Raw genomic sequence first — 15,228 nt, 5'->3', positions numbered from 1 at the left:
CGCAGCCAGCTTCAACGCGGCCTGCGCACAGCCCCTGGAGCGTACACGAAGTACGTGACAGGGGCGAGCACAGCCCAGGTTGAAAATGGCAAGTAAGATAGCCCGCTATTTTCCACTACAGTCTCATTGGCATAACAACATAGGCAGCCGACTGTGATGCGGCATCTTCAATCTGCACGCTGGAAACAGAGTCGGTCAGCATAATACGGACGTTTTCGCACTTCAGCGCGTTCAGTACATCCAGCACGTAGCTAACGTTGAAGCCGATTTCCATTTCAGTCCCTGGGTAGGTGACGTCGAGGATCTCTTCCGCTTCTTCCTGTTCCGGGTTGTTCGCCGTGATTTTGAGCTGATTCTCACTGACGTACAGACGCACGCCGCGGAACTTCTCATTAGAGAGGATCGCCGCACGGGCAAATGCCTGCTTGAGAATATCGCAGCCTGCTTCCAGGTGTTTGTCCGGGTTCTTCGGTAGCACGCGGCGATAATCCGGGAAACGACCGTCAACCAGCTTGGAAGTGAAAATAAAGTCACCGACGTGTGCTCGGATGTTGTTGCTGCCAATTTGCACTCGCAGCGGGTTGTCGCCGCCGTCAAGCATACGCATCAGCTCAATAACACCTTTACGCGGCACAATCACCGAATGGTTGGGCAGAGATTGTCCAACCGGCATAGAGCAGACTGCCAGACGGTGACCATCGGTCGCCACGGTACGCAACTCTTCACCTTCGGTTTCAAACAGCATGCCGTTTAAGTAATAGCGCACGTCCTGATGAGCCATTGAAAACTGCGTGGCCTCAATCAGGCGCTTCATTGTGGCCTGCGGTAGGGTGAATTCAACTTCGCTCTGCCAGTCATCCAGATTCGGAAAGTCGGCGGCAGGTAGCGTGGAAAGTGAGAAACGGCTGCGGCCAGAACGCACCAGCATGCGGTCGCCTTCCAGTTGAACGGCGATTTCAGCCCCTTCCGGCAGCCCACGACAAATGTCGAAAAATTTACGTGCCGGAACGGTAGTCGCACCTGGTTCATGAGGCTGAATCAGCGCAACGCGTGCCACCATTTCCATTTCAAGATCGGTACCGGTCAGAGAAAGCGTACCATCCGCAACCTGTAGCAACAGATTTCCGAGAATCGGCAGTGTAGGACGACCACCCAGCGGGCCGCTGACCTGCTGAAGCGGTTTTAATAAATGTTCACGTTCAACGGTAAATTTCATAGCGTCACGAAGATAATGTTCTGATTAAATTGGAGAAATCTTCTTTAATATCATGGCTTTCTTCACGCAACTGCTCAATCTTGCGGCAGGCATGAAGCACGGTAGTATGGTCACGCCCACCAAACGCGTCGCCAATTTCCGGCAGACTGTGGTTGGTGAGTTCTTTTGCCAGCGCCATCGCCATCTGACGCGGGCGAGCTACCGAGCGAGATCGACGCTTAGAAAGCAGATCCGCAATTTTGATTTTGTAGTACTCCGCCACCGTCTTTTGGATATTGTCGATGGTGACCAGTTTTTCCTGCAATGCCAGCAGATCGCGCAGCGCTTCACGCACAAAGTCGATAGTGATCGCCCGGCCGGTAAAGTTGGCGTTGGCAATCACTCGGTTCAGTGCGCCTTCCAGTTCACGCACGTTAGAGCGTAGACGCTTGGCAATAAAGAACGCCACCTCGCCCGGCAGACGAATGTCGTTTTCGTCCGCTTTCTTCATCAGGATCGCCACTCGCGTTTCCAGCTCTGGCGGTTCGATCGCGACAGTCAATCCCCAGCCGAAGCGAGATTTCAGACGATCTTCAACACCGTTGATCTCTTTCGGATAGCGATCCGATGTCAGGATGATCTGCTGATTACCTTCCAGTAGGGCATTGAAGGTGTGGAAAAACTCTTCCTGAGATCGTTCTTTGTTGGCAAAGAATTGAATATCGTCAATCAGCAACGCATCAACAGAACGGTAGTAGCGTTTAAACTCTTCGATCGCATTGTTTTGCAGGGCCTTAACCATGTCCTGGACAAAACGCTCGGAGTGCATATACACCACTTTCGCATTCGGCTTGCGTGCCATGATCCCGTTACCGACGGCATGCAACAGGTGGGTTTTACCCAGGCCAGTACCGCCATACAGGAATAAAGGATTGTAGGCACCGCCAGGATTGTCCGCCACCTGACGTGCCGCCGCGCGCGCCAGTTGGTTAGATTTACCTTCAACGAAGTTATCAAACGTATGTTTGACGTTAACGTTAGAGCGATAGGTGTGTTCTGCCGGAGCGGGGACGTTATCCCAGCCCGGGCGCGCCGCCGGTGCGGCACGTTGCGGCTGTACTTGTTGCGCGACATACGCAGGCGCCACAACGTTATTAACCGGCGTCTTCAGCGTTTGCGTGACGGGTTTTGTACCGACTTCAAAACGCAGCTGCGGGGCATCCGCACCACAGAAGCTATTCAGTAATCCATTGATGTTGTTAAGGTATTTATCCCTTACCCAATCGAGCACAAAACGGTTTGGCGCATACAAAGCCAGCGTGTTATCGCTCAGTTCCGCCTGCAACGGGCGTATCCACATACTGAATTCTGTGGCTGGTAACTCATCCTGCAATCGGGCAAGACACTGCTGCCAAAGCGAAAGTGACACGGCGGACTCCACTCGAACAAAAGTCGATAAATGACAAAGGCTGAAACATTCATGATTGTTGGCGCACGTCGAAAAGACCCTGCAAGAGGGTGACGCACGAACCGCTGTCTGCGGTTATATGCCCGATCAGGATCCAATGAAACGATCAGGACCGCGGATCATAGCCTAAACTGCGCGAGAGATCTTCTGTTTCTCACAGATTCTTCCCGATTTATCCACAGGATGATCCAGAATCGGCTAAGTGTAAACGATCCTGGAGAAGTGCTGCAGGTTTTCGCGCGCATATTGAAAAAATTAATGAGCAAAGCGGCTTTTTTGCTTAAACGATCTAATAAAGATCCCGGGCGATCCTTGCGCTTTATCCGCCAGCCCGTATAATTCTTACCCCCAGCGAGTAACGGTCGCCTCACGGCGTCAACGCTGCCTGTTTTATACGCGAAACCATGCGGAAAAAAGCGGGAAATAAGGAAAGAGAATTGACTCCGGAGTGTACAATTATTACAATCCGGCCTCTTTAATCACCCACACTGTGGCGTAAGTCGTTCGATATTCGTTCGGGTATACGCAAAAGTCAGTGAATTTATTCAAGTTTAGGTAGAAATCGCCATGAAACGCACTTTTCAACCGTCTGTACTGAAGCGCAACCGTTCTCACGGCTTCCGTGCTCGTATGGCTAATAAAAATGGTCGTCAGGTTCTGGCACGTCGTCGTGCTAAAGGCCGTTCTCGTCTGACCGTTTCTAAGTAATAAAAGCTAGCCCCTGAGTGGTTAAGCTCGCATTTCCCAGGGAGTTACGTTTGTTAACTCCCACTCATTTCACATTCGTCTTCCAGCAGCCACAACGGGCTGGCACGCCGCAAATCACCATCCTCGGCCGCCTGAATTCGCTGGGGCATCCCCGTATCGGTCTTACAGTCGCCAAGAAAAACGTTCGACGCGCACATGAACGCAATCGGATTAAACGTCTGACGCGTGAAAGTTTTCGTCTTCGTCAGCACGAACTTCCAGCAATGGATTTCGTGGTGGTGGCTAAAAAAGGGGTTGCTGACCTCGATAACCGTGCTCTCTCGGAAGCGTTGGAAAAATTATGGCGTCGCCATTGTCGCCTGGCTCGCGGGTCCTGATAGCCCTCATTCGGGTCTATCAACGCCTTATCAGTCCGCTGCTTGGGCCGCATTGCCGTTTCACTCCAACCTGTTCGAGCTACGGAATTGAGGCATTGCGCAGGTTTGGAGTGATAAAAGGCAGTTGGTTGACGGTGAAACGCGTATTAAAATGCCACCCTTTACACCCTGGTGGTGACGATCCCGTCCCGCCCGGACCATTTGATACCAGAGAACACTAACGATGGATTCGCAACGCAATCTTTTAGTCATCGCTTTGCTGTTCGTGTCTTTCATGATCTGGCAAGCCTGGGAGCAGGATAAAAATCCTCAGCCTCAAGCTCAACAGACCACGCAGACAACGACCACCGCAGCGGGTAGCGCCGCCGACCAGGGCGTACCGGCCAGTGGCCAGGGGAAACTGATTACGGTTAAGACTGACGTGCTTGATCTGACCATCAACACCCGTGGTGGTGATGTGGAACAGGCCTCGCTGCCAGCTTACCCGAAAGAACTCGGTTCTACCGAGCCGTTCCAGTTACTGGAAACCACGCCACAGTTCATCTATCAGGCGCAAAGTGGCCTGACAGGTCGCGATGGCCCGGATAACCCGGCTAACGGCCCGCGTCCGCTGTACAACGTCGAAAAAGACGCCTTTGTACTGGCTGATGGTCAGAACGAACTGCAGATCCCGATGACCTATACTGACGCAGCGGGCAACACATTCACTAAAACGTTTGTCCTCAAGCGTGGTGAATATGCTGTCAACGTTAACTACAGCGTGCAGAACGCCAGCGAGAAACCGCTGGAAGTCTCCACCTTTGGTCAGCTGAAGCAATCCATCAATCTGCCATCTCATCGTGACACTGGTAGCAGCAACTTTGCGCTGCACACCTTCCGTGGCGCAGCGTACTCCACGCCTGATGAGAAGTATGAAAAATACAAGTTCGACACCATTGCTGAAAACGAAAACCTGAACGTCAATGCTAAAGACGGCTGGGTAGCAATGCTGCAACAGTATTTTGCAACGGCATGGGTTCCGCGTAACGACGGCACCAATAACTTCTACACCGCTAATCTGGGTAACGGCATTGCCGCTATCGGCTATAAATCTCAGCCGGTACTGGTACAGCCTGGCCAGACTGGTGCGATGACCAGCACCCTGTGGGTTGGTCCGGAAATTCAGGATAAAATGGCGGCAGTTGCTCCGCACCTGGATCTGACCGTGGATTACGGCTGGCTGTGGTTCATCTCCCAACCTCTGTTCAAACTGCTGAAGTTCATCCACAGCTTCCTGGGTAACTGGGGCTTCTCCATCATCGTTATCACCTTTATCGTTCGTGGCATCATGTACCCGCTGACCAAAGCGCAGTACACCTCCATGGCGAAGATGCGTATGCTGCAGCCGAAGATTCAGGCAATGCGTGAGCGTCTGGGCGATGACAAACAGCGTCAGAGCCAGGAAATGATGGCACTGTACAAAGCTGAGAAGGTTAACCCACTGGGTGGCTGTTTCCCTCTGATCATCCAGATGCCAATCTTCCTGGCGTTGTACTACATGCTGATGGGCTCCATTGAACTGCGTCATGCGCCGTTCGCTCTGTGGATCCATGACCTGTCTGCACAGGACCCGTACTACATCCTGCCGATCCTGATGGGCGTGACGATGTTCTTCATTCAGAAGATGTCGCCGACCACTGTGACCGACCCGATGCAGCAGAAGATCATGACCTTTATGCCGGTCATCTTCACCGTGTTCTTCCTGTGGTTCCCGTCAGGTCTGGTGCTGTACTATATCGTCAGCAACCTGGTAACCATTATTCAGCAGCAGTTGATTTACCGTGGTCTGGAGAAGCGTGGCCTGCATAGCCGCGAGAAGAAAAACTCCTGATTCGGTGAGTTAACGCTAAAATAAGGGCGGTCAGATGACCGCCTTTTTTATTTGTATTCAGCGAGACATATCATGAGCCATAACGACACCATCGTCGCTCAGGCAACCCCACCGGGACGTGGTGGTGTGGGTATTCTGCGTATCTCCGGCCTTAAAGCGCGCGAAGTCGCCGAAACCCTACTGGGCAAACTGCCAAAACCGCGTTATGCAGACTATCTGCCATTTAAAGACGCAGATGGCAGTGCGCTGGATCAGGGGATTGCCCTGTGGTTTCCCGGACCGAACTCCTTTACTGGTGAAGATGTTTTAGAGCTTCAGGGTCACGGCGGACCGGTCATTCTCGATCTGCTGTTAAAACGCATTCTGACGATTCCAGGCCTGCGCATTGCCAGACCCGGCGAGTTCTCTGAGCGTGCATTTCTTAACGATAAGCTTGATTTAGCTCAGGCAGAGGCCATTGCCGACCTGATTGATGCCAGCTCGGAACAAGCTGCACGCTCGGCGCTAAACTCGTTGCAAGGTGCATTTTCTTCCCGCGTGAACCACCTTGTGGAAGCACTCACTCACCTGCGCATCTATGTGGAAGCAGCGATTGATTTCCCGGACGAGGAAATAGACTTTCTTTCCGACGGCAAAATTGAAGCGCAGCTCAATAGCGTCATCAGTGATCTTGATGCTGTTCGTGCCGAAGCGCGTCAGGGCAGCCTGTTGCGTGAAGGGATGAAAGTAGTCATTGCCGGACGTCCTAACGCAGGCAAATCAAGCCTGTTGAACGCACTGGCGGGTCGTGAAGCAGCGATCGTGACCGATATTGCCGGAACCACCCGCGACGTACTGCGCGAGCACATTCATATCGACGGTATGCCGCTGCATATCATCGATACCGCAGGTCTGCGCGATGCAAACGATGAAGTTGAGCGTATTGGTATCGAACGCGCCTGGCAGGAAATAGAACAAGCCGACCGCGTGCTGTTTATGGTTGATGGCACCACCACGAACGCAGTAGATCCAGCAGAAATATGGCCTGACTTTATTGCACGTCTGCCTGCGAAGCTACCGATTACGGTCGTGCGTAACAAAGCGGATATCACTGGCGAAACACTGGGTCTTAGCGAAGTAAATGGCCACTCACTGGTTCGCCTCTCTGCGCGTACCGGCGAAGGCGTGGACGTACTGCGCAACCATCTCAAGCAGAGCATGGGTTTTGAAACAAATATGGAAGGCGGCTTCCTGGCGCGTCGTCGTCATCTGCAAGCCCTGGCTGAAGCGGCAGAGCATCTCCAGCAAGGGAAAGCTCAGTTGCTGGGTGCGTGGGCTGGAGAGTTGCTGGCGGAAGAACTGCGACTGGCGCAACAAAACCTCAGTGAGATAACCGGAGAGTTTACTTCCGACGATCTGCTGGGCAGGATTTTCTCCAGTTTCTGTATTGGTAAGTAAGCGCTAATTTTGGCTTTTAATTTGAGAGAGTGCTTTTGTCGAGAAATTGAAAGCTAGGCGCAAGAAGGTGGAGAACCCATGCTTACCGGGTTCTCCGCCGATCCAAATTATCAGCATTCCATGGCGTCGGGTTCACACTCGTCAGTGAGAGCACGAATTTTATGCTCAGAAATTAACGAGCGCTCACCTGCCAGAAACGATAATTTTTTGTATGACTCAACATCTACTGCAGTTAACGGTGACGGCAATTCAACATTGCGCTCATTCAAGTCATCATTAATTGCACTGGCGATAGTGCCGTCGCTAAAGCCAGCGTGAGTTAATCGGTTGATTTTTTGATAGTTCCACTCACGTAAACCTGCCGCAACAATACCCATAATTAATGCCTCCAAATAATGTGTTAATAAGTTGATGAAGATTTGGCAATACTGCCGGATGTACTGCCGCCAATCACAGCCCCCACAGTTGTTACAACAGCCTTCCCTCCAGCCATACCTAGTCCACCAGAAGCCAAGCTCCCTCCTCCCAACGCAGCGAGCCCCGCTGAAGAGGCTGCGGCACCGCTTAAGGTCCCCCCGGCCACGCCCAATCCCGCAGCACTGACCGCTGCGCCAATAGCCGGGGCCATGGCCGCCGCCGCCCCGCCTGTCGCGAGAGTTGCCGCTACGACAGCAAGAGATTTGAAAGGATTTTCACTAATATAATCAAAGAGATCGCTAAACATACTTATCACCTTTATCAAAGTAACAGGCACATGCCTCGTTGAAATCAATGATATTCAACACATTAAATAAATCAAAATATTAAAAAAAATACATAAATTGATAAAAAAAATAAAATATTATGAAAATAAATCATGACTAAAATCTACTTGATATTTAATCTTCAATTAATATTTTTTGAAGTGGATTTTATTTGATATTTTGATGCATACAAAAGACATAGAAGACTTTTCAATCAGTTCCGGAAAATATCATGATTGAGCTTACCGGGTTCTTTCATTTCCCGGCATGACATTTATAAAATTTCGCAGGTTGATTTTGTGATAGAAATCACAAAAAATGGAGAATCAATGGCCCTTTCCGATCATCAAAAACAGGTTTTCCGCACTTTTCTCTCTGGCGAACGCCACCCGTTCCCGGATATATACGATGCGATAAGCGAGCAAATACTCCTTCTTATTTTTAAAGCTCGCCACCTTTATACGCTTCCCGAATGCCGCCATTGGTTTGAAGAACAACATCGCGTCATCACTGCGCTGCAAGATCAAAGCGCTAAAATCAGTGAGATTTATAAATCAGATAACTATGCCGTGGGTGCTGAAGAAGAAAAAGAGGATCCTCTTCTGAACACTCTCGCGTTTATGAGAACACTGTATGAAGGGTTCGATAAAGGTAACGTAAGCCTGAAAACTTGGGGGGAGATGAATCATCCGCCTGAACAACGCCGAGGGCGCTACCAACATCTGATGTCCCTTCATGAGGAATTTATTCGCGACGATCTGTTTGCCATTTTAACTAGCAGTCAAACAGGTTGCCCAGCTATTCCCGTAGAAAAACGGAAAGGCTACTGCCATCAGGATCTTTCAATAGCACATTCACATGGCGACCTGCTATTAGAAAAATTAGATAAGTATTTTTCTATCAATAGATTAGATATTTTATCCGAGACAGTGTTCCATCTCATCGCGGATTATCGGCAAAAACACAGTGCACTCCCCCAATGGCTGACACCATTCGCGGATACCTTCAGCGGATTCGCCATCAGAGGAATACGTGAAAGTCATGATTTTAAAGCCATCAAGGAAGATCTTGAAAAACAAGGTTGCGAACAACTAATTGACAGCGTGCTCACTCAAGGGTCAGAGCACGATGCTCAGCGTATCCTGAACGTTTATATCGGCGTTTATGCTACTGATATTCACCACTGGCTTTTTGACATCCTGCGTTATCTGAAGACACCTCAATCAACGCCCTATCGCTGGAAATTTACAACAATCTCACCTGATAGAACCCAAAAAAACGAAGAAAAAAAAGAACACGAATCTATCAGTTGGGATAGCGAATTTTGCCAAATAACCATAGATCGCAATAACCTATTGGAACTCATTCAAACACACACCCTTTATGATGCGGTGCTCACGCTTGCCGATCGGCTGCTGCATATCTATCGCCCAGCTGCAGAGCAAGAATTACAGAAAAAAGATAGCGTGGCCTCCCTCACTGAGAATGAACAAAAAATCCACAACTCCAATAGTTTTCTGTTTCCTAAATCAAATAGACGTTCGTATGAAGAAAACGTGGGTAATGTGCAAATGTTTGAGGCCTGGCATCAACGAAATACAGTGCTGCTGATCAGCAAAAATATCAAGCGAACGGAAAAAATCACCGTTGCCGAGCGGATTGCAGGACTAAAGAGCTATGATCTCAAAATTGGCGTCCCCTCCGGCAGCAAAATGAAGGTCAAAGACGGTGTTTACGATAAAGTCAAAAGTTACAGCTTTCTGAAATTACCCGATAAATTAAGCCAGGTTTCACTACAGCGATATCACTCCAAAGCGAAAGCTATCATCAATGCGGAGATCGATATGCTATTGCACGCTCAACAAAATAAAAACGCAGAATTTCCCTTCAACGGTGCGACGCATGCCATTAAACCCCTTTGGGCAAAATGCGATTACGCCAATAATACCGAGAAGAGTGAATTGTAATTGAATCGACAACAGTGTTTTCCTATCAGGAAATCACTGTTGTCCAAATGGCAACTCGCACTACTGAGTCTCTCCCCGTATTCTTAGCGCCACATTCCTCATGAGGTCGCTATGACACGCTTTCTAATCTGCAGCTTTGCCCTTGTTTTACTCTATCCGGCCGGAATTGATATGTATCTGGTGGGATTACCGCGAATTGCCGCCGATCTGAATGCCAGCGAGGCGCAACTGCACATCGCATTCTCCGTTTATCTTGCCGGGATGGCGACAGCAATGTTATTCGCGGGTAAGGTAGCGGACCAGTCAGGGCGAAAACCAGTGGCTATAGTCGGTGCCCTGATATTCATTTTCGCCTCTGCCCTGTGCTCCTTTGCCGAAAGTGGCACGCCATTCCTGGTAGGGCGTTTCATTCAGGGCGTTGGTGCGGGCTGCTGCTATGTAGTGGCGTTTGCGATACTGCGCGATACGCTGGACGATCGCCGTCGGGCGAAGGTGCTGTCATTGTTGAACGGTATCACCTGTATCGTGCCAGTTCTGGCTCCGGTGATGGGGCACCTGATCATGATCAAATACCCCTGGCAGAGCCTGTTCTATACGATGATGGGCATGGGCGTAGTCGTTTGTCTGCTCTCAGTGTTTATCCTGCGGGAATCGCGCCCGGCAACGCATTCAACATCTGCGGAAACCAACCAAATCGCAGAGTCGCTAGTGAACCGCTTTTTCCTCAGCCGACTGGCTATTACCACCCTCAGCGTATCTGTGATCCTGACCTTTGTGAATACTTCTCCGGTGCTACTGATGGAAGTAATGGGCTTCGACCGTGGTGAATACGCCACCACGATGGCAATGACTGCGGGTATCAGTATGGCAGTATCGTTCTCCACACCGTTCGCCCTGAGCCTGTTTAAACCTCGAACTCTGATGCTAACCTCGCAAGGGCTCTTTCTCGCTGCAGGCATCGTGTTAACGCTCGCCAATACGCATGCGCTCACTCTGTTTGGGCTGACTTTAATCTGTGCGGGATTCTCGGTGGGCTTCGGTGTCGCCATGAGCCAGGCGCTGGGGCCATTCTCGCTGCGTGCAGGCGTGGCCAGCTCGACATTAGGCATTGCCCAGGTTTGTGGTTCATCAGTGTGGATTTGGCTGGCCGCTATCCTCGGCCTCGATGCGCTGAATATGCTGATCGGGATTCTGATTGGTTGTAGCATAGTAAGTATCATGCTGATTATCACTGTTGCTCCAGACCGGTCCGCGCCAACTCATGAAGAAATCCCTCAGCAGTCTCGATCTTAATTTACTGCTCTGTCTGCAGCTCCTGATGCAGGAGCGCAGCGTTACCAAAACCGCTAAGCGGATGAGCGTCACGCCCTCGGCGGTCAGTAAATCGTTGTCGAAACTGAGAGCCTGGTTTGACGATCCGTTGTTTGTAAACACCCCACTGGGGCTGACGCCAACGCCGCTGATGGTCAGCATGGAGCAAAACCTGGCGGAGTGGATGCAGATGAGTAACCAACTGCTTGATAAGCCAAACCACGAATCGCCGCGCGGATTGAAGTTTGATCTGGTGGCCGAAACACCGCTGGTGATGATCATGTTCAACACGCTCTCACAGCAGATCTATCAGCGTTATCCACAGGCCACGATCAAAGTGCGCAACTGGGACTACGATTCGCTGGACGCGATTATTCGTGGCGAGGTAGATATCGGTTTTACCGGCCGCGAAAGCCATCCGCGATCGCGCGAACTACTCAGCCTGCTTCCTTTGTCGATCGATTATGAGGTGTTGTTTTCCGATCTCCCGTGCGTCTGGTTGCGCGAGGATCATCCGGCATTGCGGGAAGAGTGGAATCTGGAAACTTTTCTGCGCTATCCCCATATCAGCATTAGCTGGGAGCAGAGCGATACCTGGGCGCTGGACGATGTGCTCCAGGAGATGGGACGCGAACGAAATATCGCATTGTGTCTGCCTGGTTTTGAGCAGTCACTGTTTATGGCCGCGCAACCGGATCACGCGTTGATAGCTACGGCCCCAGTCTACTGTAAGCGCTATAACCAACTTCACCAGTTGCCGCTTGTGGCGCGTCCGATGCCTTTTGATGCTGCGCAGCTTGAGAAGATGCGCGTACCGTTCACCCTCCTTTGGCATAAACGCAACAGCCACAACCCTAAGATCGTCTGGTTAAAAGAGACGATCAAGGCTCTTTATCGCGATATGACCTGACGATCCGCCTCCGATGTTGTTGCAAAATTAACCACGCTGGCTACAGAAATGTAAATGTCGCGTAATGTATTTCGTTTCCGTCTACTTTTTGGGCAGCAAAGCCTGCCTATAAGCCGTGTAAATGTTACTCTGGTAATAATCACGGACCATTAATCACGGAGCGAAAAATGGCGACACATTTTGCCAGAGGGATTCTTACGGAGGGACACCTGGTTTCAGTTCGTCTCCCTTCTCCATGCCACATCGAAGCAAGCAATTTACCGACTCACCGCCGGACACGCTTTCTGGCCTCCAGAAGCCTGCTCGCCGAACTGATGTTTATGCTTTACGGCACAAGCACACTGCCCGACATTGTTATTGAAGCCAAAGGTAAGCCCGTCTTTCGCGATAAAAATCTGCCTGGCTTTTCAATTTCTTATGCCGGAAATATGGTTGGTGTCGCACTGACAACAGAAGGTGCATGTGGTCTGGATATGGAGCTTCAGCGGACGAACAGAGGGTTTAATAATCCACATTCAACCGAAACCTACCATTTCTCCAGTAACGAAAACCTGTGGATCAACAACCAAAGCGATCCGAATGAAGCACGCGCACAACTTATTACTCTGCGCCAGAGCGTACTCAAACTCACCGGTGATGTGTGCAATGACGACCCGCGTGAGCTCCAGCTATTACCCGGTGCCGGGCGTCTGAAATGTGCCCATGCTGCGCAGATCGAAGCCATCTGCGATGCGGAAGATGTATTGGTATGGTCAGTCGCGGTCACGCCGGCCATTGAAAAACTCAAGGTTTGGGAGTTTGATGGTAAACAGGATTGGAAATGTTTGCCTGATATCCAGACTCGCGCTAATGAGCCGACGGGTCGCCTGATCCGGTTTTCACAATTATCCGCAGCAAAGAGCTATACGCTTAACTGATTTAACCTTCATGATGAAACAGGAGTAACCATGTCTGAAACATTGAATGTTGTTACGTTACTGGGGAGCCTGCGCAAAGGTTCATTTAATGGAATGGTTGCCCGTACGCTGCCAAAAATTGCTCCTGCGGGGATGGAAATCAACGCATTACCCTCTATCGGTGATTTTCCTCTGTATGACGCCGATCTGCAGCAAGAAGAGGGTTTTCCAGCAAGCGTAGAAGCACTGGCAGAACAAATCAGGAAAGCCGATGGCGTGGTTATTGTTACGCCGGAATATAACTATTCTGTTCCTGGCGGACTGAAAAATGCCATCGACTGGCTGTCTCGCCTGCCCGATCAACCTCTGGCGGGGAAACCGGTTCTGATTCAGACCAGTTCAATGGGCGGCATCGGCGGTGCACGCTGTCAGTACCATCTGCGCCAGATTCTGGTATTTCTCGACGCTATGGTTATGAACAAGCCGGAATTTATGGGTGGCGTCATTCAGAACAAAGTTGATCCACAAACCGGAGAAGTGGTTGATCAAAGTACGTTGGATCATCTCACCGGCCAGCTGACTGCTTTTAGCGAATATATTCAGAGAGTTAAAGCATAAAAGAGTTCGCATAATATTCGCAGATGATTGTAGATAATCCAGAAAGAGCCTAATCTTTCTGGATTATCTTATTTCCTGTTATTTATGACTCTGCTCCAGAATTATCCCCTCCTCTGTTTTCTCTCCTGGCAATTTATGGCATAGTTATACCAACTGTTACGGTTGTAATAATATTATTTATAAATATATCTACTCTTTTTTTCCCGACATCTTGTCACTCGTGAACAATGGATATGCCATGGACAGGACTTTGTCACATTTGCGGACAGCAGTATGTAGCAGTACACAGCTGGAGAAATCCATGTATGCCTGCCTGCAGGCGATACCAGATTCTATAGAATGTGATGGTATTTTTTTTAACTACTATCGTAGTGACATCCGCTGTATTCAGTTTTTAGCACTGGCGACACATAAAACGGCACGACTGAAACGGGATGTCATCCCTATTCCTGAAAACATTGCCCGACAATTCGATTATTCGGATAATTTCTCCACTCAACTTATTGATAATCTGAGTCAGTGCCCGCTGACTCAATATGTTGTAAATACCTGCTTTCGTAATATCAAATCCCTTATACTGATGCGCATGCATCTGGACGGCGTGCGTTTGGGTGCAATGGGGGTGTTTAGTTACCATACAAATGCCTTTACACCGCAGCATACGGCGTTGTTTGAATCAGTACGAGGAGAGCTCTCCTTGCTTGCCTTCATTGCCCTGTCACGGCATAACCTCTTACTGAAAAATATCCCCCCTCTTATACCAGGACTTCCTGCATCAGAAGAAGATGAGCAATTCGTTGTCAGCCCGTCCAATATCCCACTGTACCAGCTTTATAATTCGTTAGATGAACTGGCAAATAGTAAACAACCCATTCTGATGTTGGGTGAAGAGGGCGTCGGAAAAAAAACCTTTGTAGCTGCTTTACGACAGCGCAATTCTAACGGCATTCATTATTATGGAATACTTGATGCCTCCGCCCGGCAATTGATAATCATAAAAAATGGAAAAGTGGACAAAACGGTGGTTATCGATTTTGCTCTGCCACCGAACATTGCTTTATTTCTGGAATTGCATCAGGGGTCTTTGCAGATAAATGAAATAAGGTTATTACCCGAGCGCTGGCAAAATTTTCTGCTGGGGTTGCATTCAAACTACCGAGAATATTGCCAGATACAGGTTATAGCCATTCAGACCCTACCATTTTCAGCTACTCAAATACCCAGTAACAGTGAAAATCACAGCATTCATCAGCATAATATAACAAGCCAACGGTACGCCAACATTCTCTGTCAGGTTATTACGCTACCTCCGCTCCGTTATCGACATAACGATATTCCGCTTCTGTTGATACACTATCTGAGATACCTGTCGAAACAGCATAAACAGGCCTCCTTACCTGTTTTAGGCGAAGACTCTCTTCGCCTGCTTTGGGAGTACAACTGGCCAGGCAATATTACTGAATTAATTGGTTTGTTAGAAAACGCCTTTTTTCGCGGCACTCTCAATGAGCTCAACATCATGCTGCCTGGCGAGATGAATACCAATGCCATTGCGCCACTTGATGAAGCGATGCGTCAACATATTCAACTGGCGCTGCGCCAGACGCGGGGGAAAATTTCAGGGAAAGGTGGGGCAGCGGAACTGCTTGGTGTGAATAGCAATACCCTGTACAGCAAAATAAAGAAACTCGGTATTGCAGTGAAAGATAAATAGTAGCACTCCCCTTT

At 49.6% G+C, this 15,228-nt stretch carries 16 protein-coding genes; 12 read left to right on the top strand and 4 right to left on the bottom strand.

Annotation, left to right across the window (positions count from 1 at the left end; genetic code table 11):
• Positions 1-115: 115 nt before the first annotated feature.
• The gene (gene dnaN / locus OGY01_RS09145; RefSeq protein WP_045448958.1) at positions 116-1,216 is read right to left on the bottom strand and encodes a DNA polymerase III subunit beta; all 1,101 of its coding nucleotides are present in this window, start codon (positions 1,214-1,216) and stop codon (positions 116-118) included.
• Between the two features lie 4 nt (positions 1,217-1,220).
• On the bottom strand, positions 1,221-2,624 hold the full coding sequence (dnaA, locus tag OGY01_RS09140) for a chromosomal replication initiator protein DnaA (RefSeq protein ID WP_045448960.1): 1,404 nt from the start codon (positions 2,622-2,624) through the stop codon (positions 1,221-1,223).
• Between the two features lie 222 nt (positions 2,625-2,846).
• Here dnaA and OGY01_RS23795 point away from each other — a divergent pair, with 222 nt between their 5' ends.
• The 6 genes from OGY01_RS23795 to mnmE all read left to right on the top strand — a co-directional run bounded on the left by OGY01_RS23795 (position 2,847) and on the right by mnmE (position 7,055).
• Positions 2,847-3,002 (top strand): hypothetical protein, encoded by a 156-nt coding sequence (locus OGY01_RS23795; RefSeq protein ID WP_420808582.1) that lies wholly within the window; start codon positions 2,847-2,849, stop codon positions 3,000-3,002.
• A gap of 228 nt (positions 3,003-3,230) precedes the next feature.
• Positions 3,231-3,371, top strand: a complete 141-nt coding sequence (rpmH, locus tag OGY01_RS09135) for a 50S ribosomal protein L34 (RefSeq protein WP_003023858.1) — start codon at positions 3,231-3,233, stop codon at positions 3,369-3,371.
• A 17-nt stretch (positions 3,372-3,388) separates the two neighbouring features.
• The gene (gene rnpA / locus OGY01_RS09130) at positions 3,389-3,748 is read left to right on the top strand and encodes a ribonuclease P protein component (protein ID WP_045448963.1); all 360 of its coding nucleotides are present in this window, start codon (positions 3,389-3,391) and stop codon (positions 3,746-3,748) included.
• Positions 3,712-3,969, top strand: coding sequence for a membrane protein insertion efficiency factor YidD (yidD, locus tag OGY01_RS09125; RefSeq protein ID WP_003023846.1), 258 nt, complete (start codon positions 3,712-3,714; stop codon positions 3,967-3,969). Before rnpA ends, yidD begins: the two co-directional genes overlap by 37 nt.
• Positions 3,970-3,971: 2 nt before the next feature.
• Positions 3,972-5,618 carry a membrane protein insertase YidC gene (gene yidC, locus OGY01_RS09120; RefSeq protein ID WP_045448966.1) on the top strand — a complete coding sequence of 549 codons (1,647 nt, stop codon included), beginning with the start codon at positions 3,972-3,974 and terminating at the stop codon, positions 5,616-5,618.
• A 72-nt stretch (positions 5,619-5,690) separates the two neighbouring features.
• The gene (gene mnmE, locus OGY01_RS09115) at positions 5,691-7,055 is read left to right on the top strand and encodes a tRNA uridine-5-carboxymethylaminomethyl(34) synthesis GTPase MnmE (RefSeq protein WP_048223198.1); all 1,365 of its coding nucleotides are present in this window, start codon (positions 5,691-5,693) and stop codon (positions 7,053-7,055) included.
• Positions 7,056-7,165: 110 nt separating this feature from the next.
• Here mnmE and OGY01_RS09110 read toward each other — a convergent pair whose 3' ends face one another.
• Complete coding sequence (locus OGY01_RS09110) at positions 7,166-7,432, bottom strand: hypothetical protein (protein WP_045448970.1); 267 nt, start codon at positions 7,430-7,432, stop codon at positions 7,166-7,168.
• Positions 7,433-7,455: 23 nt separating this feature from the next.
• The gene (locus OGY01_RS09105) at positions 7,456-7,779 is read right to left on the bottom strand and encodes a hypothetical protein (protein ID WP_052369298.1); all 324 of its coding nucleotides are present in this window, start codon (positions 7,777-7,779) and stop codon (positions 7,456-7,458) included.
• 348 nt (positions 7,780-8,127) lie between these two features.
• Here OGY01_RS09105 and OGY01_RS09100 point away from each other — a divergent pair, with 348 nt between their 5' ends.
• From OGY01_RS09100 to OGY01_RS09075, 6 genes are all read left to right on the top strand, one after another.
• Positions 8,128-9,765, top strand: a complete 1,638-nt coding sequence (locus OGY01_RS09100; protein WP_200011121.1) for a hypothetical protein — start codon at positions 8,128-8,130, stop codon at positions 9,763-9,765.
• A gap of 111 nt (positions 9,766-9,876) precedes the next feature.
• Entirely contained in the window at positions 9,877-11,058 is a 1,182-nt protein-coding gene (locus tag OGY01_RS09095; protein WP_286492935.1) for an MFS transporter, read from the top strand.
• On the top strand, positions 11,027-11,986 hold the full coding sequence (yidZ, locus tag OGY01_RS09090) for an HTH-type transcriptional regulator YidZ (RefSeq protein ID WP_045448976.1): 960 nt from the start codon (positions 11,027-11,029) through the stop codon (positions 11,984-11,986). Before OGY01_RS09095 ends, yidZ begins: the two co-directional genes overlap by 32 nt.
• A 167-nt stretch (positions 11,987-12,153) precedes the next feature.
• A complete protein-coding gene (locus OGY01_RS09085) occupies positions 12,154-12,903 on the top strand; it encodes a 4'-phosphopantetheinyl transferase family protein (protein WP_045448977.1) in 750 nt (249 codons plus the stop codon).
• Between the two features lie 30 nt (positions 12,904-12,933).
• Complete coding sequence (locus tag OGY01_RS09080; protein WP_045448979.1) at positions 12,934-13,500, top strand: NADPH-dependent FMN reductase; 567 nt, start codon at positions 12,934-12,936, stop codon at positions 13,498-13,500.
• 301 nt (positions 13,501-13,801) lie between these two features.
• Positions 13,802-15,214, top strand: coding sequence for an AAA-type ATPase lid domain-containing protein (locus OGY01_RS09075; protein ID WP_200011119.1), 1,413 nt, complete (start codon positions 13,802-13,804; stop codon positions 15,212-15,214).
• Positions 15,215-15,228: the final 14 nt, after the last annotated feature.

It is taken from the genome of Citrobacter sp. Cm038, from assembly GCF_030333105.1.
Taxonomy (GTDB): domain Bacteria; phylum Pseudomonadota; class Gammaproteobacteria; order Enterobacterales; family Enterobacteriaceae; genus Citrobacter; species Citrobacter murliniae.
This window is presented reverse-complemented; position numbering and strand designations above follow the sequence as displayed.